General features: G+C 70.5%; 22 protein-coding genes and 1 pseudogene. 12 read left to right on the top strand and 11 right to left on the bottom strand.

What is annotated here, in order from left to right; genetic code table 11:
* The 4 genes and pseudogenes from ACWEJ6_RS09355 to ACWEJ6_RS09340 form a co-directional block, all read left to right on the top strand.
* Positions 1 to 300 (top strand): annotated as a pseudogene (locus tag ACWEJ6_RS09355) (hypothetical protein); the annotation flags it as partial.
* A gap of 121 nt (positions 301 to 421) precedes the next feature.
* The gene (locus ACWEJ6_RS09350; protein ID WP_452422625.1) at positions 422 to 880 is read left to right on the top strand and encodes a hypothetical protein; all 459 of its coding nucleotides are present in this window, start codon (positions 422 to 424) and stop codon (positions 878 to 880) included.
* Between the two features lie 883 nt (positions 881 to 1,763).
* Complete coding sequence (gene nrdR, locus ACWEJ6_RS09345) at positions 1,764 to 2,219, top strand: transcriptional regulator NrdR (RefSeq protein WP_103955744.1); 456 nt, start codon at positions 1,764 to 1,766, stop codon at positions 2,217 to 2,219.
* A complete protein-coding gene (locus ACWEJ6_RS09340; protein ID WP_452422622.1) occupies positions 2,216 to 5,035 on the top strand; it encodes a vitamin B12-dependent ribonucleotide reductase in 2,820 nt (939 codons plus the stop codon). The genes nrdR and ACWEJ6_RS09340 overlap by 4 nt, the downstream gene beginning before the upstream one ends.
* Positions 5,036 to 5,146: 111 nt before the next feature.
* Here the strand turns inward: ACWEJ6_RS09340 and ACWEJ6_RS09335 are convergent, their stop codons facing one another.
* Positions 5,147 to 5,977, bottom strand: a complete 831-nt coding sequence (locus ACWEJ6_RS09335; RefSeq protein WP_452422620.1) for a glycerophosphodiester phosphodiesterase — start codon at positions 5,975 to 5,977, stop codon at positions 5,147 to 5,149.
* 197 nt (positions 5,978 to 6,174) lie between these two features.
* Positions 6,175 to 8,736 (bottom strand): glycosyl hydrolase family 18 protein, encoded by a 2,562-nt coding sequence (locus ACWEJ6_RS09330; RefSeq protein WP_452422618.1) that lies wholly within the window; start codon positions 8,734 to 8,736, stop codon positions 6,175 to 6,177.
* A 99-nt stretch (positions 8,737 to 8,835) separates the two neighbouring features.
* On the opposite strand from ACWEJ6_RS09330, the gene ACWEJ6_RS09325 reads away from it, so the two are divergent.
* A complete protein-coding gene (locus ACWEJ6_RS09325) occupies positions 8,836 to 10,236 on the top strand; it encodes an MFS transporter (RefSeq protein ID WP_452422616.1) in 1,401 nt (466 codons plus the stop codon).
* Here ACWEJ6_RS09325 and ACWEJ6_RS09320 read toward each other — a convergent pair.
* Genes ACWEJ6_RS09320 through ACWEJ6_RS09310 form a run of 3 tightly spaced genes read right to left on the bottom strand, consistent with a single transcriptional unit; the run spans position 10,187 to position 11,591 of the window.
* Positions 10,187 to 10,669, bottom strand: coding sequence for a pyridoxamine 5'-phosphate oxidase family protein (locus tag ACWEJ6_RS09320; protein WP_452422614.1), 483 nt, complete (start codon positions 10,667 to 10,669; stop codon positions 10,187 to 10,189). The two genes, ACWEJ6_RS09325 and ACWEJ6_RS09320, sit on opposite strands and share 50 nt — an antisense overlap.
* 29 nt (positions 10,670 to 10,698) lie before the next feature.
* Positions 10,699 to 11,097 carry an ester cyclase gene (locus tag ACWEJ6_RS09315; protein WP_387663569.1) on the bottom strand — a complete coding sequence of 133 codons (399 nt, stop codon included), beginning with the start codon at positions 11,095 to 11,097 and terminating at the stop codon, positions 10,699 to 10,701.
* Between the two features lie 29 nt (positions 11,098 to 11,126).
* A complete protein-coding gene (locus ACWEJ6_RS09310; protein ID WP_358284190.1) occupies positions 11,127 to 11,591 on the bottom strand; it encodes a hypothetical protein in 465 nt (154 codons plus the stop codon).
* A 117-nt stretch (positions 11,592 to 11,708) separates the two neighbouring features.
* On the opposite strand from ACWEJ6_RS09310, the gene ACWEJ6_RS09305 reads away from it, so the two are divergent.
* Positions 11,709 to 12,914, top strand: coding sequence for an amidohydrolase (locus ACWEJ6_RS09305; RefSeq protein WP_452422612.1), 1,206 nt, complete (start codon positions 11,709 to 11,711; stop codon positions 12,912 to 12,914).
* Positions 12,915 to 12,989: 75 nt separating this feature from the next.
* On the top strand, positions 12,990 to 14,075 hold the full coding sequence (locus ACWEJ6_RS09300) for a PrsW family intramembrane metalloprotease (protein WP_452422610.1): 1,086 nt from the start codon (positions 12,990 to 12,992) through the stop codon (positions 14,073 to 14,075).
* A gap of 36 nt (positions 14,076 to 14,111) precedes the next feature.
* Here ACWEJ6_RS09300 and ACWEJ6_RS09295 read toward each other — a convergent pair whose 3' ends face one another.
* Positions 14,112 to 15,455, bottom strand: a complete 1,344-nt coding sequence (locus ACWEJ6_RS09295) for an MFS transporter (protein WP_452422608.1) — start codon at positions 15,453 to 15,455, stop codon at positions 14,112 to 14,114.
* A 46-nt stretch (positions 15,456 to 15,501) separates the two neighbouring features.
* Between ACWEJ6_RS09295 and ACWEJ6_RS09290 the strand changes: the two genes are divergently transcribed.
* Together ACWEJ6_RS09290 and ACWEJ6_RS09285 are read left to right on the top strand one after the other, a co-directional pair.
* On the top strand, positions 15,502 to 16,020 hold the full coding sequence (locus ACWEJ6_RS09290; protein ID WP_358284201.1) for a winged helix-turn-helix transcriptional regulator: 519 nt from the start codon (positions 15,502 to 15,504) through the stop codon (positions 16,018 to 16,020).
* A 34-nt stretch (positions 16,021 to 16,054) separates the two neighbouring features.
* Entirely contained in the window at positions 16,055 to 16,675 is a 621-nt protein-coding gene (locus ACWEJ6_RS09285; RefSeq protein WP_452422605.1) for a pyridoxamine 5'-phosphate oxidase family protein, read from the top strand.
* Positions 16,676 to 16,741: 66 nt separating this feature from the next.
* Here the strand turns inward: ACWEJ6_RS09285 and ACWEJ6_RS09280 are convergent, their stop codons facing one another.
* The 3 genes from ACWEJ6_RS09280 to ACWEJ6_RS09270 form a co-directional block, all read right to left on the bottom strand.
* The gene (locus ACWEJ6_RS09280) at positions 16,742 to 16,915 is read right to left on the bottom strand and encodes a hypothetical protein (RefSeq protein ID WP_352357779.1); all 174 of its coding nucleotides are present in this window, start codon (positions 16,913 to 16,915) and stop codon (positions 16,742 to 16,744) included.
* A gap of 310 nt (positions 16,916 to 17,225) precedes the next feature.
* Positions 17,226 to 17,672, bottom strand: a complete 447-nt coding sequence (locus ACWEJ6_RS09275) for a carboxymuconolactone decarboxylase family protein (RefSeq protein WP_397218931.1) — start codon at positions 17,670 to 17,672, stop codon at positions 17,226 to 17,228.
* A gap of 90 nt (positions 17,673 to 17,762) precedes the next feature.
* Positions 17,763 to 18,212 (bottom strand): hypothetical protein, encoded by a 450-nt coding sequence (locus ACWEJ6_RS09270; RefSeq protein WP_452422603.1) that lies wholly within the window; start codon positions 18,210 to 18,212, stop codon positions 17,763 to 17,765.
* A 79-nt stretch (positions 18,213 to 18,291) separates the two neighbouring features.
* Between ACWEJ6_RS09270 and ACWEJ6_RS09265 the strand changes: the two genes are divergently transcribed.
* Positions 18,292 to 19,398 (top strand): MFS transporter, encoded by a 1,107-nt coding sequence (locus ACWEJ6_RS09265; protein ID WP_452422601.1) that lies wholly within the window; start codon positions 18,292 to 18,294, stop codon positions 19,396 to 19,398.
* A 79-nt stretch (positions 19,399 to 19,477) separates the two neighbouring features.
* Positions 19,478 to 19,729 (top strand): hypothetical protein, encoded by a 252-nt coding sequence (locus ACWEJ6_RS09260; RefSeq protein WP_352326656.1) that lies wholly within the window; start codon positions 19,478 to 19,480, stop codon positions 19,727 to 19,729.
* A 10-nt stretch (positions 19,730 to 19,739) separates the two neighbouring features.
* On the opposite strand, the gene ACWEJ6_RS09255 is transcribed toward ACWEJ6_RS09260, so the two are convergent.
* Positions 19,740 to 20,837: a winged helix DNA-binding domain-containing protein gene (locus ACWEJ6_RS09255; RefSeq protein ID WP_452422599.1), complete on the bottom strand. Its 1,098-nt coding sequence runs from the start codon at positions 20,835 to 20,837 to the stop codon at positions 19,740 to 19,742.
* 71 nt (positions 20,838 to 20,908) lie between these two features.
* Between ACWEJ6_RS09255 and ACWEJ6_RS09250 the strand changes: the two genes are divergently transcribed.
* Positions 20,909 to 21,541: a LysE family translocator gene (locus ACWEJ6_RS09250; RefSeq protein WP_364329247.1), complete on the top strand. Its 633-nt coding sequence runs from the start codon at positions 20,909 to 20,911 to the stop codon at positions 21,539 to 21,541.
* A 7-nt stretch (positions 21,542 to 21,548) separates the two neighbouring features.
* Here the strand turns inward: ACWEJ6_RS09250 and ACWEJ6_RS09245 are convergent, their stop codons facing one another.
* A complete protein-coding gene (locus ACWEJ6_RS09245; protein ID WP_387663591.1) occupies positions 21,549 to 23,243 on the bottom strand; it encodes an ABC transporter family substrate-binding protein in 1,695 nt (564 codons plus the stop codon).
* Positions 23,244 to 23,247 lie beyond the last annotated feature (4 nt).

The following is a 23,247-nucleotide window of genomic DNA, read 5'->3' as shown; positions in this document are numbered from 1 at the left end:
CTGGCCATGCTCGCGCTGGCCATGCTCGCGCTGGCCATGCTCGCGCTGGCCATGCTCGCGCTGGCCATGCTCGCGCTGGCCATGCTCGCGCTGGCTCTGCTTACGGCCATCGCCGCCGCCGGGCCGTCCAGTACTGATGACCGCGTCTTGCTGACGGCCCTTCAGATCTGGCGGTTACCGGCCGTGCTCATCCTGGCCACGACCTGCACGATCACGGACGTCGTGCGCTGGTCAGGCTGGTGGCGTCGTCATCAGGCAACCGTCCGACACTGCCACTGTCAGGGCGGATCCCAACCGTGATCGTGATGTGTCACTGGAGGACAGCTGGCCGATCGGTCGCTCAACAGGCACTCCACAGGTTCTCAACATCGGCCTGGCTACCTTCGCGGTGTCCAGTACGACGAGCACCAAGGAGAACTCGATGCGAACGTTCAACACGATGGTCGTCGGTGCGGCGGTTGCCGCCGCGGCTCTGACCGCGGGCACCCCCGCGCAGGCCTCCGTCCAGACCAGCGCCCAGACCTCCCTCACCGCCGTCACCACGGCCGCCACGGCGGCCGGCTCGGCGACGATGTCCTGCCGTGAGGTGCGTGTGTACCGTCCGGAGATGCGCAAGGGACACGTGGCCGCGACCGGCTGGGCGATCGGCTGCTCCAGCAACCAGCGCGTCAAGATCATGCTGCAGCGCAAGCGCTGGTGGGGCTGGCAGAACATCTCCAGCGCCTCCTGGTACGGGGCCGGCAAGAGGACGTTGTACAAGGGCTGCAAGCGGGGGGACACCTTCACCTACCGCCTGCAGGGCCAGGTCAGCTACTACGCGGGAAGCAAGTACGTCGTCCACAACGGCTGGAGCCCCACGATGCGCGCGAAGTGCCCGTGACGCGCTCCGTCCGCCACCCCGTGGGGTGACCATCCACGACTCCAGTGACGCTAGGTGATCTTGAAGCGTTGGGGTCGCATGGGGACGGCCACCGCGTGATCCTTCGGAGCTTGTGAAGACAACCGAAGATCGCGCGGTGGCCGCGTGCCTGGCTCAGGGGCGGGGCTCAGGGCGCAGGGAAGCGGCCCCGACAGGGGCCCTTGAAGGCGGCACACCCCGCGCGGGCTCAAGGGGGCGGGAGCCGCTGAGTGAGGGGGGCCGTTCAGCACTCGCCAACGCGTTGGGTTCAGGAAGCGGACCCCGAGGGCGTGGGCGGGGCTTCGGGGGTGGCACGCGTAAGGGAAATGGCCGAGCAAGGGCGCCCGGTGAGTCGGCCAGGTCGTGGGGAGGGCAGGGACGCAAGCGAGAGGCCAGGGGGCAAGCGGAAGACGGGGAGGCAAGCAAAGGGGCGGGGGCAAGCGAAGGCCGGGTGGGGGTTCCGGGTTGTTTTGTGGGGGTAGGGGAGGGGGCTTCGGGGGTGGTGGGAGGTGGGGGGAGGCTGTGGGCTCCGGTACCTTTGTGGGGCCTGTTTGGGCTGGTCGCCGTCGGGTGCGAGGGGGCCGGTCGGGTGAGGCGCGCGAGGGGGCCGGCCGAGGCGACACGCCCGGGGCTCGTGTGACGCGGGGGCTGATCAGCGACTTCAGCTCCACGGTGTTGCTCAACTTGCGTTCATGGTCGCGCGCTTCTACGGTTGGACCACAACATCTAGTAGTTACACCGATGTCGGTTCACCACACCTTGTGTTTCCGTGACCGCACCATGGCGAGCCGTGGGGCGTGCGCGAGCGTACCGCGGCGAGGGTTTTACGCGTGTGGTGGGCCGGGCGGGTCGAGGAGGCGAAGCCGTGCACTGTCCGTTCTGTCGCCACCCTGACACCAGGGTCATCGACAGCCGGTCCACGGACGACGGCGCGGCCATCAGGCGCCGGCGCACCTGTCCCGAGTGCGGGCGCAGGTTCACCACGCAGGAGACCGTCCTGCTGATGGTGAGCAAGCGTAGCGGGGTGACGGAGCCGTTCTCGCGGGACAAGGTCGTCGCGGGCGTGCGGCGGGCCTGTCAGGGCAGGCCGGTCAGCGAGGACTCGCTGGCCCAGCTCGGGCAGCGGGTAGAGGAGGCCATCCGGGCCAAGGGCGCGGCCGAGCTGCCGTCGAACGAGGTGGGCCTGGCGATCCTCGGCCCGCTCCGGGAGCTGGACGAGGTGGCCTACCTGCGATTCGCATCGGTTTATCGCGGTTTCGAGAGCCTGGCGGACTTCGAGGCCGAGATCTCACAGTTGAAGGCGGAGAAGGGGGAGTCATGACGGACACGGCCAGCGGTTCAGTGGCGCGCGGGGGTAAGCGGCCGCGTAAGGGGCTGAGGATGAAGCGGATCTTCACGAAGCCCGGCGTGCACCCGTATGACGAGGTCCAGTGGGAGCGCCGTGACGTCGTGATGACGAACTGGCGCGACGGCTCGATCAACTTCGAGCAGCGGGGTGTCGAGTTCCCCGAGTTCTGGTCGGTGAACGCGGCCAACATCGTGACGACCAAGTACTTCCGCGGCGCCGTCGGCACGCCGCAGCGCGAGTGGAGCCTGAAGCAGCTCGTCGACCGGGTGGTCGGCGTCTACACCCGCACGGGCGTCGAGCACGGCTACTTCGCCAGCGACGAGGACGCCGAGATCTTCGACCACGAGCTCAAGCACGCGCTGGTCCACCAGGTCTTCGCGTTCAACTCGCCGGTCTGGTTCAACGTGGGCACCGCCTCGCCGCAGCAGGTCAGCGCCTGTTTCATCCTCTCCGTGGACGACCAGATGGAGTCGATCCTGGAGTGGTACAAGGAAGAGGGCGTGATCTTCAAGGGCGGTTCGGGGTCGGGCGTCAACCTGTCCCGCATCCGTTCGTCCAAGGAACTGCTCTCCAGCGGCGGCACGGCCAGCGGGCCGGTCAGCTTCATGCGCGGCGCGGACGCCTCCGCGGGCACGATCAAGTCGGGCGGCGCGACGCGCCGGGCGGCCAAGATGGTCGTGCTCGACGTCGACCACCCCGACATCGAGGAGTTCATCGAGACCAAGGCGCGCGAGGAGGACAAGGTCCGCGCGCTGCGTGACGCCGGTTTCGACATGGACCTGGGCGGCAAGGACATCGTCTCCGTCCAGTACCAGAACGCCAACAACTCGGTGCGCGTCTCCGACGAGTTCATGCGCGCGGTGGAGAAGGGCGACCAGTTCGGCCTGCGTGCCCGCCTGACCGGCGAGGTCATCGAGAAGGTCGACGCCAAGGACCTGTTCCGCAAGATGGCCAAGGCCGCCTGGGAGTGCGCCGACCCGGGCGTGCAGTACGACGACACGATCAACGACTGGCACACCACGCCGGAGACCGGCCGGATCACCGCCAGCAACCCGTGCTCGGAGTACGTGCACCTGGACAACTCCTCGTGCAACCTGGCCAGCATCAACCTGCTGAAGTTCCTGAAGGACGACAACACCTTCAACGTCGCCGACTTCGTCAAGCTGACCGAGCTGATCATCACCGCGATGGACATCTCGATCACCTTCGCCGACTTCCCGACCGAGAAGATCGGCGAGACCACGCGGGCCTACCGCCAGCTCGGCATCGGCTACGCCAACCTGGGCGCGCTGCTCATGGCCACGGGCCACGCCTACGACTCCGACGGCGGCCGCGCGGTGGCCGGGGCGATCACGTCGCTGATGACCGGTGTGTCCTACCGGCGCAGCGCCGAGCTGGCCGGCGTGGTGGGCGCGTACGACGGTTACGCCCGCAACGCCGAGCCGCACAAGCGGGTCATGCGCAAGCACGCCGCCGCCAACGACAACCTGCGCACGGTCGGCACCATGGACGCGAAGATCCACGCCGAGGCCTCGCGCCAGTGGTCGGAGTGCCTGAAGGTCGGCGAGAAGAACGGCTACCGCAACGCCCAGGCCAGCCTGCTCGCCCCCACCGGCACCATCGGCCTGATGATGGACTGCGACACCACCGGCATCGAGCCCGACCTCGCGCTGGTCAAGTTCAAGAAGCTGGTCGGCGGCGGCTCGATGCAGATCGTCAACCAGACGATCCCGCGGGCGCTCAAGCAACTCGGCTACCAGCAGGAGCAGATCGAGGCCATCGTCGAGTACATCGGCGAGCACAGCCACGTCGTCGACGCCCCCGGCCTGCGCAAGGAGCACTACGAGGTGTTCGACTGCGCGATGGGCGAGCGGGCCATCGCGCCGATGGGCCACGTGCGGATGATGGCGGCGACCCAGCCGTTCCTGTCCGGCGCGATCTCCAAGACGGTCAACCTGCCGGAGTCGGCCACGATCGACGACATCGAGCAGGTCTACCTGGAGGGCTGGAAGCTCGGCCTGAAGGCGCTGGCCGTCTACCGCGACAACTGCAAGGTCGGCCAGCCGCTGTCGGCCGGCAACGGCGCCAAGAAGGACGAGGCGAAGGCCGTCGAGGCCGAGCCCGAGGTCAAGGTCATCGAGGTCAACCGGCCGACCCGGCGGCGCATGCCCAACCAGCGTCCCAGCATGACCACCCGCTTCACCGTGGGCGGCGCCAAGGGCTACATGACCGCTTCGTCCTACCCTGACGACGGGCTCGGCGAGGTCTTCCTCAAGATGTCCAAGCAGGGCTCGACGCTGGCGGGCGTCATGGACGCCTTCTCGGTGGCGATCTCCATCGGCCTCCAGTACGGGGTGCCGCTGGAGACGTACATGAGCAAGTTCGTGAACATGCGGTTCGAGCCGGCGGGCATGACGGACGACCCGGACATCCGGATGGCCACGTCGGTGATGGACTACATCTTCCGCCGCCTGGCCCTCGACCACCTGCCCTACGACGAGCGGGCGGCGCTCGGCATCTTCTCGGCGGCCGAGCGCGCCGCGCAGCAGCGCGGCGAGGACCCGGCGGCGCTGGCGGAGGCGGTCGACCGGGAGGCGCTGGCCCAGTCGGCGCCCATCGAGAAGCCCAAGGAGGAGCCGAAGGAGGAGCCGGTCCGGGAGCTGACGCTGGAGAGCCACCAGCGCTTCACCGCCGACGCGCCGCTCTGCATGACCTGCGGCACCAAGATGCGGCCGGCCGGAAGCTGCTACGTGTGCGAGGGCTGCGGCTCGACCAGCGGCTGCAGCTGATCCACGCTGAACTGAGATGAGGGGGCCCGGGAACGGGCCCCCTCATCGGCTTTCCGGGGGCGGGGTCCGGTCAGGCGTTCGGGGGTCAGGTTCCGGCCGGGCGTTCGGGGATCAGGCTCCGGTCAGCAGGTCGCGCAGGATGTCGGGTTTGTCGGTGATGATGCCGTCCACCTGGTACGTCAGCAGGCGTTGCATGACGTCGGGGCTGTCGACCGTCCAGGCGAAGACCTTCATGCCGTGCTCGTGGGCCAGCTTCACGTACGAAGGGGTGAGCGCGGCGTACGGCGGGTTGACGTGGTCGGCGAACCTGGCCAGGCCGGGCAGCGCGGCGGCGCTGGGCGTGCCGAGCAGCCCGATCGGCACCTCGGGCAGCAGCCGGTGGAAGGCGCGCATCGAGTCCCAGTCGAACGACTGAACCACCAGCCGCCCCGGCGCGAGCCAGGAGGGCTCGGCGCGCAGCGCGCGGACGATGCGGGCCTCGATGCCGGGGTAGAGCTTCGGCTCCTTGACCTCCAGCAGCATGCCGGCGCGGGACCCGGCCGTCGCGCGCAGCGCCTCCTGCAAAGTCGGCACCCGCTCGCCGGTGTACTCCCGGTCGAACCAGGAGCCCGCGTCCAGCCTGCGGATCTGCGCGAGCGTGAGGTCGCGCACCCGCCAGGGCGCCAGGCCGGGCAGGGCGCGCTCGGCGTCGGTGGTCCGGGCGAGGGTGGTGTCGTGCATCAGGACCAGCTCGTGGTCCTTGGTCTCCTGGACGTCCAGCTCGAACAGGTCGGCCCCCTGGCGGGCGGCGAGCTGGAAGGCTGCGACGGTGTTCTCCGGCGCGTACGCCGACGCGCCCCGATGGGCGACGTTGACCACTGTGGTCACAGCGGCGGCGGAGGAGGGCGGGGAGGCCAGGGGGAGGAGGGCGAGGGGCAGGAACAGGGCGAGTCGCCGCAACATGGATCTCCTCGGTGGGGGAGAGACCGACAACCCCGACCATGACCAGCGAGGATGACCGTGAGTTGAGGGCAGAGTAACGCAGCGGTGCCCATCCGATGAGGCTTCGACACGCGGACATGCCTGAGGGCGGGCCGCCCGCGGCGGCCCGCCCTCAGCTGTCACCGAACGAGTTACCGAACGGTGTTACCGAACCCGGGTTACTTCAGGCCGGCGTCCAGCGCGGTGGTGAGGACGCCCGGATCGCCGGACATCTCCCAGATCATCGCGCCCAGCAGGCCCTTGCTCTTCAGCCAGGCCGTCTTCTTGCCGATCGACCAGGCGTCGTCGAACGTCCACCACTGCCCGTTGTTGCCGGTGTAGCAGTAAGTGGCGACGGCGACCTCGTCGTGGCGGATCGTGCAGCCGGGCACCATGGCGAGCAGGTTGCTGTAGCCGCGCGTGCCCGCCTCCTCCTGGAACTGGCCGGGAGCCGCGCCGTGCGCGTCCTGCCACTCGCCCGCCTTGCCGCCGTCGGTCACCTGCTGCCAGCCGCGGCCGTAGTAGGCCAGGCCGATGGTCAGCTTGCGCGGGTTGACGCCGGCCTGGAGGTAGACGTCCACGGCCTTCTCGACGCTGAAGTCCGGGTTGTACGGGCTGTCCGCGTCGAGGTACAGGTTGCCCTGGTGGCCGGTGCGGTTCGGCTCCCAGGAGTTGTCGCTGCCCGCGCCGTGGAAGTCGTAGCCCTGGATGTTGAAGATGTCCAGCGACTTGGCGACCTCGGGCAGGTCCCAGCCGGCGGCGATCTTGGCCGGGTCGGCCGGGGTGAACGCCGTGAGCTGGTACCGCTTGCCGGTCGTCGTCGTCAGCGCGTCGAGCTGGCGGCGGAACTCGGCGATCAGCAGCGTGTTGTTGGCCTTGTCGTTCTGGCCGATGTGGTTGCCCGCGTGCCCCTCGGCGCCCGGCCACTCCCAGTCGAGGTCGATGCCGTCGAAGATGCCCGCGGCCGTGCCCGGACCGCCCTTGCCGTTGTAGTCGGGCAGGTTGCCCTTGATGTAGGTGTCGATGCAGGAGGACACGAACTTCTTGCGGGAGGCGTCGGTCGCCGCCACGTCGGAGAAGTACTTGGAGTACGTCCAGCCGCCGAGCGAGATCAGCACCTTGAGGTTCGGGTACTTCGCCTTGAGCTTCTTGAGCTGGTTGAAGTTGCCCTGCAGCTTCTCCCAGCCGGTGTCGGCGACCCCGTCGACCGACTGGGCGGAGCTGAACGGCCTGCCGTAGTCGGCCTCGGCGTCACCGGCGCCGTCGCCCTGGTTCGGGTCCTGCGGGTCGGACGTGGTGCCCTTGGTGACGCCCTGCAGGCAGGTCAGGTTCTTGGGGTCGATGTTGGCGAAGGCGTAGTTGATGTGGGTCAGCTTCGCCGCGGCCCCGGTGGTGTCCAGGTTGCGGACGAAGTACTGCCGGCCGTAGATGCCCCACTGGACGAAGTAGCCGACGCGGGCGTACCCGGTCTCGACGATGTCCGACGTCGTCACCTTCACCGGGGCGGAGGCGGCCGAGAGGTTGTCGTACAGGTCGCGGGCCTTGACCGTGAAGGAGTACTCGGTCGAGGGGGACAGGCCGGAGACGACCGCCGTCGTGCCCGTGACGGTCGTGGCCAGGGTCGAGCCGGCGAAGACGTCGTAGTTGGCCACGCCGGTGTTGTCGGTGGAGGCCGTCCAGGCCAGCGTGACGCTGCTGGAGGACTTGGCCGTGCTGCGCAGTCCCGACGGCACCGACGGCGCCTGCGAGTCGTCGGCCGGGTTGCGGGTGGTCACCTTCAGCGGAGCGGAGGCGGCCGACAGGGTGCCCTTGCGGTCCTTGGCCTTGACGGTGAACGTGTACTCGGTGTTCGGCGTCAGGCCGGAGACCGTGCCGGAGGTCTCGGTGACCGAGGCGGCCAGGGCGGAGCCGTTGTAGATCTCGTACCCGACGATGGGCAGGCTGCCCTGGGTGGCGGCGTCCCAGGCGAGGGAGACGGTCTTGGTGGTCTTGACCGGCGAGCGCAGGTTCCCGGGGGCGCCGGGCGGCGCGTCGGGGGTGCCGTCGCAGTTGACGTCGTTGATCCGGCAGCTCGTCGGCTCGGCGTTGGCCGTGCTCACGGTGAAGCTCGGGCTGTAGGGCTCGGTGGTCGCGCCCGCGTTCACGGTGGTGTTGTAGTGGACGGGGGTCAGGGTGACGGTCCGCCCGCTCTGGGTGAGTGAGCCGTTCTGGGCGTTGCTCGCGGTGACGCCCGCGGGCAGCTCGAACACGATCGACCAGCCGTTCAGCGCGGTGGTGCTGTTGTTGGCGACGATGAACTTGGCCGAGGTGCCGTTGACGTCGTACGTGGCGCTGACCGGCGGCTTGGCGGGCGGGTCACCGCCGGTGCCGTCGCAGTTGGCGCCGTTGATCAGGCAGCTCGTCGGCTGGACGGCCGAGCTCAGCGTCACCTTGGGGCTGTAGGGTTCGGTGTTCTTCCCCGCCTGCACGGTGTTGATGTAGAAAGCGGGGGTGAGCGTCACCTTGGTGCCGTTCTGGCGGATGGTGGCGTTCTGGGGGTTGCTCGCGGTGACCCCGGACGGCAGCTCGAAGACGATCGACCAGCCGCTGACGGCGGTCGTGCCCGGGTTGCTCACCAGGAAGGTGCCGGTGTTCCCGGAGAGGGAGAACGTGGCGATGAGGCGGCTCGCGGCCTGTGCGGGAAGGGTGCACATGCCGATGATCACGAGGACGGCGATCAGGGGGGTGACTAATCGGCGCACGTCAAGGACCTTTCTTTAAAGAAAGTTTCCTAACAATTACGCGGATCGTAAGCCCCTCCCACTCAACTTGCAAGAGCCTGTCTGATCTAGCCTGACAAGATGCGAGGGGTGCTGCCGGTCCTGCTGTCGGCGTGGTTCATGGCCCAGTTCGACTTCTTCGTGGTCAACGTGGCCGCGCCGGCCATCGAGCACGACCTGAGCGCCGGTCCGGCCGCCCTGGAGCTGATCGTGGCCGGGTACGCCTTCACGTACGCGGCCGGCATGATCACCGGCGGCCGGCTCGGCGACCGCTACGGCTACCGGCGGCTGTTCGTCCTCGGCGTGGCCGGGTTCACCGTCGCCTCGGTGTTGTGCGGCCTCGCGCCCGGGGCCGCCTGGCTGGTCGCCGCCCGGCTGCTCCAGGGCCTGGCCGGCGCCGTCATGGTGCCCCAGGTGCTGGCCATGATCTCGGCCGTCTACCCGCCGGAGCGCCGCGGCCGCGCCCTCGGCTGGTACGGCGCCGCCGGCGGCCTCGGCTCCATCGCCGGCCAGGTGCTCGGCGGCCTGCTGCTCACCGCCGACGTGTTCGGCCTCGGCTGGCGGGTGATCTTCCTGATCAACCTGCCGGTCGGTCTGGTCGTCGTGCCGCTGGCCCGCTGGCTGCTGCCCGAGGCCGATCCGCACAAGCCCGTCGCGTTCGACCTGCCGGGCGCGGCGGGGCTGGCCGCCGGGCTGGCGCTGCTGCTGGTGCCGCTCGGCCTCGGCAACAGCCTGGGCTGGCCCGCCTGGACGTGGGCCGCCATGGCGGCGAGCGCGCCGGTGTTCGCGCTGACCTGGTGGTGGCAGCGCACGCTGGCCGCCCGGGGCGGGCAGCCGGTGCTCGACCTCGGCCTGCTCAAGGTCCACTCCTACCTGGCGGGCGTCGGGGCGATCGTCGCGTTCATGGCGTACTTCGCCTCGTTCATGTTCACGCTGACGCTGCTGCTGCAGAGCGGGCTCGGGCTCACCGCGTTCCAGGCGGGCCTGGCCTTCGCGCCGATGGGCGTGCTGTTCACCGTGACCTCGCTGCTCGGCACCCGCCTGGTCAGCCGGTACGGGCTGGTCGTCGTCATGATCGGCGGCCTGGTCACCGCCCTGGGGCTGGCGCTGCTGGTGGCTGGGGCCGGGTGGGGGCTGCCGTACGTCATGGTCGCGCTCATGCTCGTGGGCTCGGGCAACGGCCTGGTCCTGCCGCGGCTCATCGGCGCGGCGCTGGTGGAGGTCGCGCCGCACCAGGCCGGCATCGGGTCGGGCGTGCTCAGCACGGCGCAGCAGTTCGCCGGCGCGGGCGGCGTCGCGGTGATCGGGGCGGTCTACTTCGCGGTCGCCGAGGGCGGCCACCACGCGCGGGCCATGCGCTGGTCGGCCGCCATCGACCTGGCGCTGATCCTGCTGGTGGTGGCGATGGTGGCCTACAACCGGCGGCGCGCGGTCAGGGCGTCGGCAGCAGGGCCCCGTAGAGCCGTCTCGCCTGGATCCTGACCACCAGCCGGCGGTCGGCGACCATCCGGTGCAGGAACGCCAGCTCGCCCGCGGCGTCACCGAAGGACGGCTGCATGGCCAGCAGTTCCAGGCCCACCTCGTCACCCGGCCGGTCGCTCACGGGGGACAGCTCGGCCTCGCCCTCGGCGACGGCGTAGGAGCCGAAGTCGTCGCTGGTGACGTAGAGCGCGCAGCGGGGGTCCTGGTGCAGGCGGCGCACCGTCAGCCGGTCGGCGACGGTCGAGATCCGCACCACCCGCCGCGGCGGGTCCCAGGTGTAGACCACCGTGGACAACTGCGGACGGCCGCCGCCGCCGTTCGTGGCGAGCGCGCCGAAGCGCTGGCCGGCGAGCAGCGCCGACAGGTCCTCCTCGGGCAGCTCCAGCGGCTGTGCGCCCATCGAGCCCATCGCCCCCATTGCCTCCTGTGACATCCTTCGACCCCCGTCGTGATGCGAATATGTCAGCCTATCCCGAGTTGCCGGGAGAACGACTGGACGTCGGAGATCACCCAGTATTCGGAGAATCGTCCGTCCGTGGCACGCAGGAGGTCGTGCCCGGAGAAGGAGACGGGGGTGCCCGGCGGGGCGCTCGCGCCGGGCAGGCCGCCCCGGTAGGCGCCGGTGAACGTCCACCGGGCGGCGACCAGGTCGCCGTCGACGGCCGGGCCCACGTCGAGCGTGACCCGGACGTCGTCGAACGGCTCGTGGCCCTGCCGGATCGCCTCGATCAGCCCGTCGGGGCCGTGCACGTCCGCGCCGGGCCAGTGGCCGACGAACTCGGGGGTCACCAGGTCGTGCGCGAGGGGGAAGTCGCCGTTCCACAGTTCGAGCAGCCAGCGCTCGTACAGTTCGGTCAGCATGGCGGCACGACTACCCGCGCGGGAGGCCCCTAGCCGCAGTTGCCCCAGCTGGTACGGCCGCCGCCGGCGATGGACCCGTCGGTGCCCTGGATCGTGCCCCAGAACTTCACGCAGGCGCTCTTGGCCCAGTACTTGACCGGCCCGGCGTACTGCCCGAACTTGCCGGCGTCCATGCGCACGATCGGGTCCTGCTTCTCGTCCTTGTGCGGCTTGGGCATGACGGTGAGCCTGGCGCTCATCTGCGTCTTCGAGCCGATGAAGCTGGACTTGATGGTGACCACGCAGTTCTGGCCGGTGCCGCGGTTGTACAGGAGGTAGACCGTGCCGTAGCGCTTGCCGCCCTGGGTCTTGACGGGCTTCGCGCCGCCGGAGACGAGCCCGAAGCCCGATCCGCAGACGCCCTGCGGGGTGCTCGCGGCCGTGGCGTTCGCCGGGGTCGCGAGAACGCCGCTGAGACCGATCGCCGCCGTCAGAAGGATTGCCTTTGCGGGCATGCGCACCAGTACGTCCCTTTCGATTGGCCTTGACTGAAGATCTCGACAAGCATGCCCGAAATCTGGTTATCGGTCCAGGCTTTACGGGGGAAAGCATGGCAACGGTAAGTTGCCGCTATGACTCTCGCCATCATCAACGGATATGTCGTGCCGGTTGACGGAGATCCCATCGAGGGCGGCACCGTCCTGGTCGGCGACGGGAAGATCCTCGCCGTGGGGCGGGACGTGACCATCCCCGACTCCGCCACCGTCGTGGACGCGGACGGCGGCTGGGTGCTGCCCGGTTTCGTCGAGGCGCACGGCCATCTCGGCGTGTACGAGGAGGCCGAGGGCTGGGCGGGCAACGACACCAACGAGATGACCGACCCCAACGGGGCCCGGCTGCGCGCCCTCGACGCCATCAACCCGGCCGACCAGGGCTTCGCCGACGCGCTGTCCGGCGGCGTCACCACGGTCGTGATCAAGCCGGGCTCCGGCAACCCGATCGGCGGCCAGACGGTCGCGGTCAAGTGCTGGGGCAGGTCGGTCGACGAGATGCTGGTCAGAGAGCCGGTGAGCGTCAAGAGCGCGCTGGGGGAGAACCCCAAGCGCGTCTACGGCGACCAGAAGAAGCTGCCCTCCACCCGGCAGGGCGTGGCCGCGGTGATCCGCGACGCCCTCATGAAGGCGCAGGACTACAAGGCGAGGAAGGCCGCGGCCGAGCGCGAGGACAAGCCGTTCGACCGCGACGGCACGCTGGAGATCCTGGTCCGCGTGCTCGACGGCGAGTTGCCGTGGTGCCAGCACGCGCACCGCGCCGACGACATCGCCACCGCGCTGCGCCTGGCCGACGAGTTCGGCCACCGGCTGATCCTCAACCACGGCACCGAGGGCCACCTGCTGGCCGACACGCTGGCCGAGCGGAACGTGCCGGTCATCATCGGCCCGCTGTTCACCAGCCGGTCGAAGGTCGAGCTGCGGCAGCGCGCCCTGCGCAACCCGGGCATCCTCGCGCGGGCCGGGGTCGAGCTGGCGATCACCACCGACCATCCGGTGGTGCCCATCCACTTCCTCGTCCACCAGGCCACCCTGGCCGTCAAGGAAGGGCTCGACCGGGACACCGCGCTGCGCTCGATCACCGTCAACCCGGCCCGCATCATGGGCCTCGACGACCGGGTCGGCTCGCTGTGCCCCGGCCTCGACGGCGACGTGGTGATCTGGTCGGGCGACCCGCTCGACGTGATGAGCCGGGCGCTGAGGGTGTTCATCGCCGGGCGTGAGGTGTACTCCTACGTGGACGGGGAATCCGTCGTGGCCGATCCCTATTACCGCGAGTCACGGTGATGTAGGCGACTGTCAAGTGCGCGACGGCCGGGAACGCTCATAGTAGGTGCACTGAGTCGGAGAAAGGCGCCCCCCATGACAGCTCCGCACCCCGCCAGGAGACCCAGCAAGGCGCTCCTGATCGGACTGGTCGTCTCAGGCGTCCTGGCGCTGATCGTCCTCGGTCTCATGCTGCACAAAGGCGGGCCGGTCGGGTTCGGGCTGTCGGCGGTGCTCGGGCTCGCGCCGCTGCCGGTGCTGCTGGCCGCGGTGCTCTCGCTCGACCGGCTGGAGCCGGAGCCGAAGCTGCACCTGGCCTTCGCCTTCGCGTGGGGCGCGGGCCTGGCGATCGTGCTCGGCGTCGGGCTGACGCTGGCCGGACAGGCGCTGTTCCTGCGGGCCGGGTACGGCGCCCAGCTCGTCAACGACGTCGGCACCGTGTTCCTGGCCCCGGTGATCGAGGAGGCGCTGAAGGGGTCGGCGCTGCTGCTGCTCCTGCGCAGGAAGCAGGAGATCGACGGCCTGACCGACGGCATCGTCTACGCCTCCATGGCGGGGCTCGGCTTCGCCGCCGTGGAGAACATCGGCTACTACCTGATCGCGTTCGGCCAGGACGGCACCGGCGCCGCGGTCCGGCTGTTCGTGCTCAGAGGGCTGATCGACCCGCTCGGCCACCCCATCTACACCTCGATGATCGGGCTCGGCGTCGCCTACGCGCTCACCCGCCGCACGCCCGCCAGGTTCGCCGCGATCCCGCTCGGCTACCTGGGCGCGGTCGTCCTGCACGGGCTGTGGAACGGCGCCGCCTCCACCCAGTCGCTGGCCTGGCTGGGCACGGCGTACCTGGTGATCATGGTGGCGCTGGTCCTGCTCATCGTGGTCACCGTCGTCGAACGCCGCCAGCTCGTCTCGAAGATGGGCGTCTACCTGCCCGGCTACGGCCAGACCGGCCTGGTCACGGCGGAGGACCTGAAGATGCTCAGCACGCTCAAGGCCCGCAAGGCGGCCCGCAGGTGGGCCAGGGGCGCCGGGCTCGGCCGCGCGATGAGCGACTACCAGCAGGCGGCGACCGAGCTGACCGTGCTGCACCTGCGGGCCGAACGGCAGGGCATGGACCCGGCCAGGTTCGCCATGGAACGCGACGCCCTGCTCACCTCGATGGCCCACGCCCGCCGCTGGTAGCCGGGCTCGGGCTCAGCGGCGGACCCAGCGGCGGGCTCAGGGGCGGGTGAGCACGGCGGCCAGGGCCGTCACCGCCGCCAGCACGATGCAGGCCGCCACCGCGACCGTCGTCCCCCGGTCCACGCCGAACGCGCCGACGACCGCGGCCACGCCGGCCGCGCCCAGGGAGGAGCCGACGTAGCGGGCGGTGTTGTTGGCGCCCGACCCCATGCTGACCCGGTGGGCCGGCACGCTCTCGATCGCCAGGTGGGTGATCGAGGAGTTGATCAGCCCGGACCCGGCGCCGCTCACCACCAGCCCGGCGATGACCAGCGGCAGGTCCAGCGAGCCGCCCGCGCCCAGCAGGCCGGCGAACCCGAGCGCGGTCAGGCCGAGGCCGAGGGCCAGCCGGGCGGCGGTGCGCAGGCGTACCAGCCGGGACGCCAGCGACACCGCGAACGACGTGCCCGACCAGAGGCAGAACAGCAGGCCGGTCTGCAGCGGCGTCAGCGCGTGCGCGGTCTGGAGCACGGTCGGCAGGTAGCTGAGCAGGCCCACCACCGCCGCCCCGACGACCAGCGCGCCGCCGGTGGCGACCAGGAACACCGGCCGTCCGAACAGCTCCAGGTCGAGCAGCGGCTCCGGACGCCGGCGCTCCACCGACACGAACGCCGCCACCAGCACCGCCGCCAGCGCGAACGCCCCGATCACCACCGGACGCCCCCACCCGGCACGCCCTTCGGTGACCCCCGCGACCAGCGCCCCCACGCCCAGGCTGAGCAGCACCACGCCGGGCACGTCGAACCGGCGCGGCGCGGGGGAGCGCGACTCGGCCAGCAGCCGCGCCGAGGCCACCGCCAGGGCGAGCGCGGCGGCCGACAACACCCAGTAGACCGCCCGCCAGCTCACCGCGGTGGCCAGCACGCCAGAGGCCAGCGGGCCGAGCGCGGTGCCCAGCCCGATCATGGCGCCGTACAGCCCGGTGGCCCGCACCCGCGCGGCGCCCGAGGGGAAGGCGTGGCCGACGATGCCCAGGCTGGCGGCCAGCATCGCCGCGCTCGCCCCGCCCTGCGCCAGCCTGGCCAGCACGAACACCGGCACCGACGTGCTCAGCGCGGCCGCCACCCCGGCGGCGGCCAGCACGGCCGACCCCCAGACCAGCACCCGCCTGCGCCCGTGGTCGTCGGCCAGCCCGCCGGAGACCAGCAGCAGCGCCGACAGCCCGAGCGAGATGCCGCCCAGCATCCACACCGGCCCCGTCGGGCCGGCGTCCAGGGATGCGGCCGTCTGCGGCAACGTCACCATCGGCACCGTGTAGTTCGTCAGCACGAGCAGGGGCGCCGAGGACGCCACGGCCAGCGTGCCCGGCCGGACCCGGGTCAGTTCGGTCATTGAACTCATGCGGCGCAACGTATCACGGTTCGGTGAATGAACTAACATGGGTCCCATGGCGCTCGGCAAGAACTACGAAGGCCAGGACTGCTCGCTGGCCAGGGCCCTGGAAGTGATCGGCGAACGGTGGACGCTGCTGGTCGTCCGCGACGCCATGTACGGCGTGCGCCGCTACGGCGACTTCCTCGCCCACCTCGACATCCCGAGGGCGGTCCTGTCCCAGCGGCTCGGGGCGCTGGTCGAGGCCGGCGTGCTGGCCAGGAGCCGCTACCAGGACAACCCGCCGCGCGACGAGTACGTCCTGACCGCCACGGGCCGCGAGTTGTGGGTCCCCATGCTGGCCCTGTCCCAGTGGGGCGAGCGCAACCTCGGCGGGGACGGCCCGCGCCGCCTGTTCCACCATGCCGCCTGCGGCGCCCGGCTCGACCCGGTGTCGCGGTGCCCGTCGTGCGGCACGGCCGTCGGGCTGGAGGACATCGAGGTGCGCCCCGGCCCCGGCCTGACGGACAACCGTGATGATCCGGTCAGCGTTCTGCTCAGGGCACCCCACAGGATGCTTGCTCCGATCTCCTGACAAAATCGGGCGGTACCCCTCGAAAGGAGATCAGATGAGCTGGGCGGAGATCGGGTCCGAGGAGGAGTTGCGGGAACTGCTGGGCGAGGTGATGCCGAGGGCCGTGACCAAGGAGCGGGTCCGGCTGCACGCGCGTGACCGCGACTGGCTGGCGGCCTCCCCGTTCTGCCTGATCGCCACGTCCGACGCCGAGGGCAACTGCGACGTCTCGCCCAAGGGCGACCCGGCCGGGTTCGTCCACGTCATCGACGACACCACGATCGCCATTCCCGACCGGCCGGGCAACCGCCGCGCCGACGGGTTCCTCAACGTACTGAAGAACCCGCACGTGGGCCTGATCTTCCTGATCCCCGGCCGCAACGAGACCCTGCGCGTGAACGGCCGCGCCCGGCTCGTGCGCGAGGCGCCGTTCTTCGACGAGATGGTCGTCAAGGGCCACCGGCCGCGGCTGGCCCTGGTGGTGGAGGTCGAGCAGATCTTCTTCCACTGCGCCAAGGCGTTCCTGCGCTCGCAGCTCTGGACGCCCGACTCCTGGAACCCGTCCGTCCTGCCCTCGCACGCCACTCTGATCAAGGAGGTCCAGGTGGTCGAGGAGACGCTGGAGCAGTTGGAGTCGTACTACGGCGAGAGCTACGCCAAGAGGCTCTACGGCTGAGACCGGACGGCCGGCGGGGGGAGCCGGTCGTGTCGGGCCTCAGCGGTGCGGTGAATCCCGTGCGGTTCAGGCGGCCGGCGTCGGTCCGCCGGGGAAGCGGATCACGTTCCGGCCGCTGTAGGCCCGCAGGTCGACCACCTTGGGGTCGGTGGCCTCGGTCCTTCGGCGGCGGACCGCCGCCCGGATGTCGCGGATCTTGTGCCTGGCGATGTGCGGCGGCACCACCGCAAGCCTCTTCATGTGAGCCCCCCGTGATGTTTCTGTTACCTCTGTTATCTACCGATACAGCCGTAAGTTCGCTGTAAAGGGTAGCTAATAGGGCAACTTTCGCCCTGACGGGGTGCGCAGATCGGGTTCGGCCGACGGATGCGGACGCCTGATGGCCGTCGATTTCGGGACTCTGACACGTTTCACGGTCTTCCCCCTTCCGGGCCGCCGCCGGCTGACGGCGGCTCGGCGGGTGCCGCCACCCGCCTTGCGCGCCAACCTAACCGGGGCTCCCGGGACCGCTCAACGCATTTCTACGGCCTCGCGTGCGAATGCGCCCGCGTCACGTCCCCGGAACCAGGCGGGCGGTCACGCCGATCCGGTTCCAGGCGTTGATCATCGCGATGGAGACGACGAGGGCGGCGAGCTGCTTGTCGTCATAGTGCTCGGCCGCCTGCTGCCACACCTCGTCCGGCACGGCCTCGCCGCGGTCGGCCAGGCGGGTCGCCTCCTCGGTCAGCGCCAGCGCGGCCCGCTCGGCCGGGGTGAAGACCGTGGCCTCCCGCCAGGCGGCGACCGACCACAGCCGCTCGTCGCTCTCCCCGGCCTTCTTCATGTCCCCGCTGTGCATGTGCACGCAGTAGCCGCAACCGTTGATCTGGCTGGCCCGCAGCTTGACCAGCTCGATCGTGGCCGCGGGCAGGTCGCTGCCGTGCATGTACGCCTCCACCGCCAGGAACCCCCGGTACGCCTCCGGGGCGAGCTTGGCGATGTCGATGCGCTGGGTCATGGTGTCCTCCCTGTGTCGTCACTTCCATGACACAGGACGAGGTGGCCCGGCGCGATGTGACAGCTCCGGGCCGGGAGGAGGGGATTCGTCTCAGCCCCGGCAGTTGCCCCACGAGCCGCGGCCGCCCCACGCCTCGACACGGTTGTCCGGGGTGCGCGTCCAGCCCGCGTACTTCACGCACTTCCAGCTACCGTCGATGTGGCCGGTCTCGGCGTAGAAGCGGTAACGCTGCACGTCCTCGCTGCGGCCGCCGCCGCGGACCTCGATGGAGGCGCCGGTGACCGTAGGGGTGCCGCGGAAGGCGGTCTTGATCGCCGCCACGCAGTTCTTCCCGGCGCTCTTGTTGTACATGAGGTAGACGTGCCCGAGCACCTTCCCGTCGCGCGTCTTCATCGCGCGGTGGCCGTCCTGCACCCGGTGGTAGCCCGCGCCGCAGACGCGCTCGGGCGTCTCGGGGGCGGTGGCCGCGGAGGCGGCGGAGGGGGTGGCAGCGAGACCGGCGGCGACCAGTCCGGCCGCGATGACCGTTCGCGTCAGCACGATATTCCCTTCGGCGGGGGATATTAAGGACGTCGTCGATCTTTACCGAGACTTGACCGCAATTCAAGGGGGTTGGTGAATGCCGCTCATCGCGGTGTCCGCCGTCTGGGCGGTGTTCTGGGGGTCCTGGGCGGCTCTGCTGCCTGCCGTGAAGCAGGAGCTCGGCGTCTCGGCGGCGCAGCTCGGCACGGCGCTGAGCGCGGTGCCCGTCGGGGCCCTGCCCGCGATGGCGCTGACCGGCCGGCTGGCCCGCGGGCGCGAGCGCCATGCCCTCATGGCGACGACCGTCCTGTTCGGGCTGGCCGTGGCGGGCCTGGCCGCGGTCACCGCGTACTGGCCGCTCGTGGCCGGGCTGCTGCTGCTCGGCGCGGCCAGCGGGGCGCTCGACGTGGCGCTCAACCTGACCACGGGACGCGTCGAGCGCGAGAGCGGCCGGCGGCTCTTCCAGGCGGTGCACGCGGCATTCCCGCTCGCCGTCATCGTGGCCGCCCCGCTCACCGGCCTGGCCCGCTCGCTCGGCCTGGACGTCCGGGCCGTGCTGCTGGTGATCGCGGTGCTGGTGGCGGCGACGTCCCTGTCGCTGCCCGCCCTGCCCGTGGGCGGCGGCCGGGCCGCCCCCTCCGGCGACCACCACGCGGGGCGCCGGCTGTGGGGCGTCGCGCTGCTGCTCGGGACGCTGGCCGGATGCGTGCTGGTGATCGAGAACGCCGTCGAGCAGTGGTCGGTGCTCCTGCTGGAGGAGCACCGGGCCGCCACGCCGCTCATGGCGAGCCTGGCCCCCTCGGTCTACATGGCCGCGCTCACGGCCGGCCGGATCGCCGCGCAGACCCTGCCTCCGGTGCCCCTGCGCGCGCTGTACCTGGTCGCCGGGGTGGGCGGCGCGGCCGGGATCGGCCTGGCCGGCCTCGGTGACGGCGTGCCGCTGTCGATGGCGGGCTTCGCCCTGACCGGGCTGGCGCTCGGGCCGCTGGTGCCCGCGCTGCTCAGCCGCTCGGCCGCCGACGACCCGACCGGGACGCTGGTGTGGGGCGTGTCGATGGTCTCCTACGCCGGGTTCGTCGTCAGCCCGCTGCTGGTGGCGGGGCTGACCGGACCGTTCGGGCTGCCCGTCGCGCTAGCCGCGCTGGGCCTCCTGGGGCTGCCGCTGATCGTACGTTTCGTCATCATCAAGGGTGACTCGGCGTGAATATGGCGTTTCGTTGGGGAAAGCGCACCATGGTTCGGGGTATTGCCCCAGGTGATTCGGACGTGAAGAGGGGATCACCATGGCCGTCTGCGACAACTGCGGCAACGACTACGACATGGCCTTCGAGGTGCACGCGCAGGGAGCCGTGCACACCTTCGACTGCTTCCAGTGCGCGATCGAGGCCATGGCGCCGATCTGCGAGCACTGCGGCACCAAGGTCATCGGGCACGGCGTCCAGTCGGGCGAGCACTGGTACTGCTGCGCCCACTGCGCCCGCGAGGAGGGCAACAAGGGCATCGTCGACCGGGTGATGGCGAGCTCGTCCGCCTGACCGGACGGCGTCAGGCCGGGGCCAGCAGCGACCGCATGCGGCTCAGGGCGCGGTCGAGCGCGTCCTGAGGCACCGGCGCGGCCAGGTCGAGGGTGATGGCGCCGTTCTTCGCCTCCCACACACCGGCCACCCGGCCCTCGTGCACCACGACGGGCGAGATCCAGCCCGCCTGGCGGCTGACCTTGGGCTTGAGCGGCGGCGGGACGAGCGGGGCGAGCGTCCGCGGCGCCCCCAGGATGAACTGGTCGAAGCCCGGCAGCAGGTGGACCTCCTGCGAGGGCCGGGTGGCGGCCAGGTCGTCGGCGTGCTCGGCCAGCGCGTACAGGGTCGTGCCGTCGTCGGCCCTGACCTCCACCAGCTCAGGGGCCAGGCCCTTGACCCACGCCTTGAGCACCGCCTTCCTGGCCACGCCGCCGAACAGCCAGGTGTCGAACATCTCCGGCGTGGCCGGCCCGTGGGCCCCCAGGAACGCCCGCAGCACCCGCACGCCCGCCTCCTCCTGGCCGGGCAGCTCCCCCGGCCAGCCCGGCACCCACGACCGCGGCGCGGTGAAGGTCACCTTGCCCTCGCGGGGCGGCCCGTAGCACAGCTCGCCCAGGCGGCTCAGCGGCTTGAGCAGCGCCCCCCAGCCGGACGTCAGCGCCTCGCGGAGATGGGCGTCGCCGGTCAGCGCCACGATCGCGTCGACCAGCTCCTCGCGGGTCAGCGGCGCTCCCTTCAGCGCCTCGGGGACGGCCTCGATGACGGCCTCGATCTCCGCGGCGGTCACGCCGTGCCCGCGCTGCCAGGAGCCCTTCTCCCAGAAGCGCAGCGTGCTCAGCGCCGCGCACAGGCCGGCCAGCTCGTCGGCGGGCACCAGGTGGAGGGTGCCGCGCATGAGCCAGGTCTTGACCAGGGTCCGATCGCTCCACAGGGCCCGGTCGATCTCACCGGGGTCGGGCCGGGCGCTCCTGACCGCCACCGCGAGCTGGGCCGAGGAGGCGACCTGCGCCTGCATCCCGCACAGCCGGCGGGCCACCGACACCGCGTCCGGCCCGTCGGCCGCCGCCACGAACTGCCTGCGCAGGCGCCAGGAGAGGATCTGCGGCCAGGTGAGCTCCATCGTCATGCGTCACTTCTACCGCCTCCCACCGACATTCCGCACATTGGGCGAAAAAGGGGGATATGAGAGGATCAAGCGTGCCTCTCGACGGTCATCTTCTCGCGCTGTTCGCGGTCACCACCATCGTGGCGATGATCACGCCCGGCCCCGACATGCTGTTCGTCCTGGGCTGCGGGATGCGGGGCGGCCCCAGGGCCGGGCTGCTGGCCACGGCCGGGGTGGCGACCAGCGAGGCGATCCACGTCGCCGTGGCCGCCGCGGGGCTGGCCGCGCTCTTCGCGGCCGTGCCGGTCGCCTTCACCGTCGTACGGATCGGCGGCGCCGCGTACCTGATCTACCTGGGGGTGCGGATGTTGCGGGACCGCAAGGGCGGGGTGAGCGACATGCCCGAGCCGGGCACCGGGATGTCCGGGCGCCGGGCCTACCTGAGCGGCCTGCTGACGAACCTGCTCAACCCCAAGATGGTCACCTTCACCGTCGCCTTCCTCCCGCAGTTCGTCGATCCGGGGCTGGGGCGGATGTGGCTGCAGTTCGCCGTGCTCGGCGCCGTCCTGATCGCCTTCGAGTTCGTCGTGGACGGCGCGGTGGGCGTGCTGGCCGGGCGCATCGGCGGATGGCTGCGCCGCAGCGCCGTCGCCCGCCGCCGGGTGAACACGGCGACGGGCGGCATCTTCGTCGGGCTCGGCGTGAAGCTCGCCGTGGAGCGTTGAACGCCGGTCAGCCGGTGAAGCCGATGTCCTCGTAGCGCAGGTCGTAGAAGCCGCGCGCGCCGACGTTGGCCAGCGTCTGCTTGGCCGCCACGTTCTGCGGACGCTGGTAGAGCGGCAGGACGTTGACCAGCTTCCAGATCAGCCCGTCGGCCTCGTTCGTCTGGGTGCGGGCGCCGGCCGGGTCGAGGTTCTGGGCCGCCTTGTCCATGGCCTGGTCGATCTCCGGCGAGCCGGTACGGCCGAAGTTGGCGTTCCACGTCTTGCCGTTCGCCGAGTTCGCGTAGATCCCGTAGCTGCTCGAAATCGGGTAAGGCGTCCCGATGTAGGCGAAGGGCGTGATGTCGAAGTTGCCGGGGATGACGTACTTGGTGAAGAAGTCGTCGCTCGGCACCGCCTTGATGGTGAGCTTCACCCCGATCTGGGCCAGCATGTTCTGGGCCAGCTCACCCTCCGACTTGCTGAGCTGCACCCCGGACGGCACCACGAACCGCAGGTCGAGCGGCTGCCCGTTCTTCTGCCTGACGGCCCCGTTCAGCTTCCAGCCGGCCGCGTCGAGCAGCTGCTTGGCGCGTTCGGGGTTGTAGACGCCGAGACTTCCGGCGTTGTCCAGGTAGCCCTCCTGGGTGTTCATGAAGAAGTGGTTGTTCAGCAGCGCGATCGGCCAGTCGAGGCCCTGCAGGTCGGACTGCGCGATGGCCTGCCGGTTGATGCCGAGCTGGATGGCCTGGCGCACGTTCACGTCCTTGAGCGGCTCGCTCGACCCGTTGAAGGTGAAGTGCCGGAAGTCGGGCCCGGCGGCCTGGCGCACCTGGGCGCCCTGCGTGGCTCTGGCCCGCGCGTAGTCGGGCGCCGACGGCCCGACGTCGATGAGGTCGAGCTCCCCGTTGCTGAACGCGCCGATCAGCGAGTCCTGCTCCGAGGCCCGGTAGATGATCTGGTCGAGCTTGGCCCGGTTGCCCCACCAGGCGTCGTCGCGGACGATCGTGATCGTCTTGGCCGTCTGGTCGAAGCCCTTGAACTTGAACGGCCCGGCGGTCACCGGGATCTTGTTCAGCCACGCGGTGTTGAAGGCCTGCGGCGTCCGGTTCGTGGCGGCCGGCAGCAGCGGCCCGAACAGCGACTGCCAGTCGCCGAACGGCTTGGCGAAGGTGACCTTCACCTCGTGGTCGTCCTTGCCCCGCTCGACCTTCTCGATGTCCTGGTAGCCGGTGGCCGAGACGATGTGGAACTCGGGGTTGCGGCCGTTGAGCGCCTGCCACTGGGCCTGGTAGTCGGCCCAGGTGATCGGCTGCCCGTCCGACCACTTGGCCTTGGGGTTGAGCGTGTAGGTGACCACCTGCTTCGGGCTCTGGTCGGTGACCTTGGCGTCGAGCACGTAGTCGGGATCGACGGTGATCTCCGCCTTCTCGTCGGAGACGAACGGCGAGGGCAGCAACGCGTTGCTGATCACGGCCGCCACCGCCAGGTTGCCGTCGACGTGGTTCCGGTTCCACTGGCTGGGGAACTCGTTGATGCCCCAGCGCAGCGTGCCGCCGTCCTTGACCTTGTCGCGCGGCTGCGGGTTGATGTCGAAGGCCTTGATGGTCTTGTGCGCGCCTTCCGTGCCGCTCGCCGAGCCGCCCCCCGAGCCGCCGCCGCCACAGCTCACCAGCGACAGCGAGCCGGTCACGGCGACGGCCACGACAAGACGTGAAGCTTTCATCGAG

The organism is Nonomuraea sp. NPDC004702 (genome assembly GCF_053601695.1).
Note: the sequence above shows the minus strand (reverse complement) of the source record. Positions and strands in the feature narration are given on the sequence as shown.

What these genes read in the sequence shown, in the direction of transcription:
- ACWEJ6_RS09350 (WP_452422625.1), top strand. Translation starts at nt 422, where the DNA reads ATGCGAACGTTCAACACGATGGTCGTCGGTGCGGCGGTTGCCGCCGCG.
- ACWEJ6_RS09340 (WP_452422622.1), top strand. Translation starts at nt 2,216, where the DNA reads ATGACGGACACGGCCAGCGGTTCAGTGGCGCGCGGGGGTAAGCGGCCG.
- ACWEJ6_RS09335 (WP_452422620.1), bottom strand. Translation starts at nt 5,977, where the DNA reads ATGTTGCGGCGACTCGCCCTGTTCCTGCCCCTCGCCCTCCTCCCCCTG.
- ACWEJ6_RS09325 (WP_452422616.1), top strand. Translation starts at nt 8,836, where the DNA reads ATGCGAGGGGTGCTGCCGGTCCTGCTGTCGGCGTGGTTCATGGCCCAG.
- ACWEJ6_RS09320 (WP_452422614.1), bottom strand. Translation starts at nt 10,669, where the DNA reads ATGTCACAGGAGGCAATGGGGGCGATGGGCTCGATGGGCGCACAGCCG.
- ACWEJ6_RS09315 (WP_387663569.1), bottom strand. Translation starts at nt 11,097, where the DNA reads ATGCTGACCGAACTGTACGAGCGCTGGCTGCTCGAACTGTGGAACGGC.
- ACWEJ6_RS09310 (WP_358284190.1), bottom strand. Translation starts at nt 11,591, where the DNA reads ATGCCCGCAAAGGCAATCCTTCTGACGGCGGCGATCGGTCTCAGCGGC.
- ACWEJ6_RS09305 (WP_452422612.1), top strand. Translation starts at nt 11,709, where the DNA reads ATGACTCTCGCCATCATCAACGGATATGTCGTGCCGGTTGACGGAGAT.
- ACWEJ6_RS09300 (WP_452422610.1), top strand. Translation starts at nt 12,990, where the DNA reads ATGACAGCTCCGCACCCCGCCAGGAGACCCAGCAAGGCGCTCCTGATC.
- ACWEJ6_RS09295 (WP_452422608.1), bottom strand. Translation starts at nt 15,455, where the DNA reads ATGAGTTCAATGACCGAACTGACCCGGGTCCGGCCGGGCACGCTGGCC.
- ACWEJ6_RS09290 (WP_358284201.1), top strand. Translation starts at nt 15,502, where the DNA reads ATGGCGCTCGGCAAGAACTACGAAGGCCAGGACTGCTCGCTGGCCAGG.
- ACWEJ6_RS09285 (WP_452422605.1), top strand. Translation starts at nt 16,055, where the DNA reads ATGAGCTGGGCGGAGATCGGGTCCGAGGAGGAGTTGCGGGAACTGCTG.
- ACWEJ6_RS09280 (WP_352357779.1), bottom strand. Translation starts at nt 16,915, where the DNA reads ATGAAGAGGCTTGCGGTGGTGCCGCCGCACATCGCCAGGCACAAGATC.
- ACWEJ6_RS09275 (WP_397218931.1), bottom strand. Translation starts at nt 17,672, where the DNA reads ATGACCCAGCGCATCGACATCGCCAAGCTCGCCCCGGAGGCGTACCGG.
- ACWEJ6_RS09265 (WP_452422601.1), top strand. Translation starts at nt 18,292, where the DNA reads ATGCCGCTCATCGCGGTGTCCGCCGTCTGGGCGGTGTTCTGGGGGTCC.
- ACWEJ6_RS09260 (WP_352326656.1), top strand. Translation starts at nt 19,478, where the DNA reads ATGGCCGTCTGCGACAACTGCGGCAACGACTACGACATGGCCTTCGAG.
- ACWEJ6_RS09255 (WP_452422599.1), bottom strand. Translation starts at nt 20,837, where the DNA reads ATGACGATGGAGCTCACCTGGCCGCAGATCCTCTCCTGGCGCCTGCGC.
- ACWEJ6_RS09245 (WP_387663591.1), bottom strand. Translation starts at nt 23,243, where the DNA reads ATGAAAGCTTCACGTCTTGTCGTGGCCGTCGCCGTGACCGGCTCGCTG.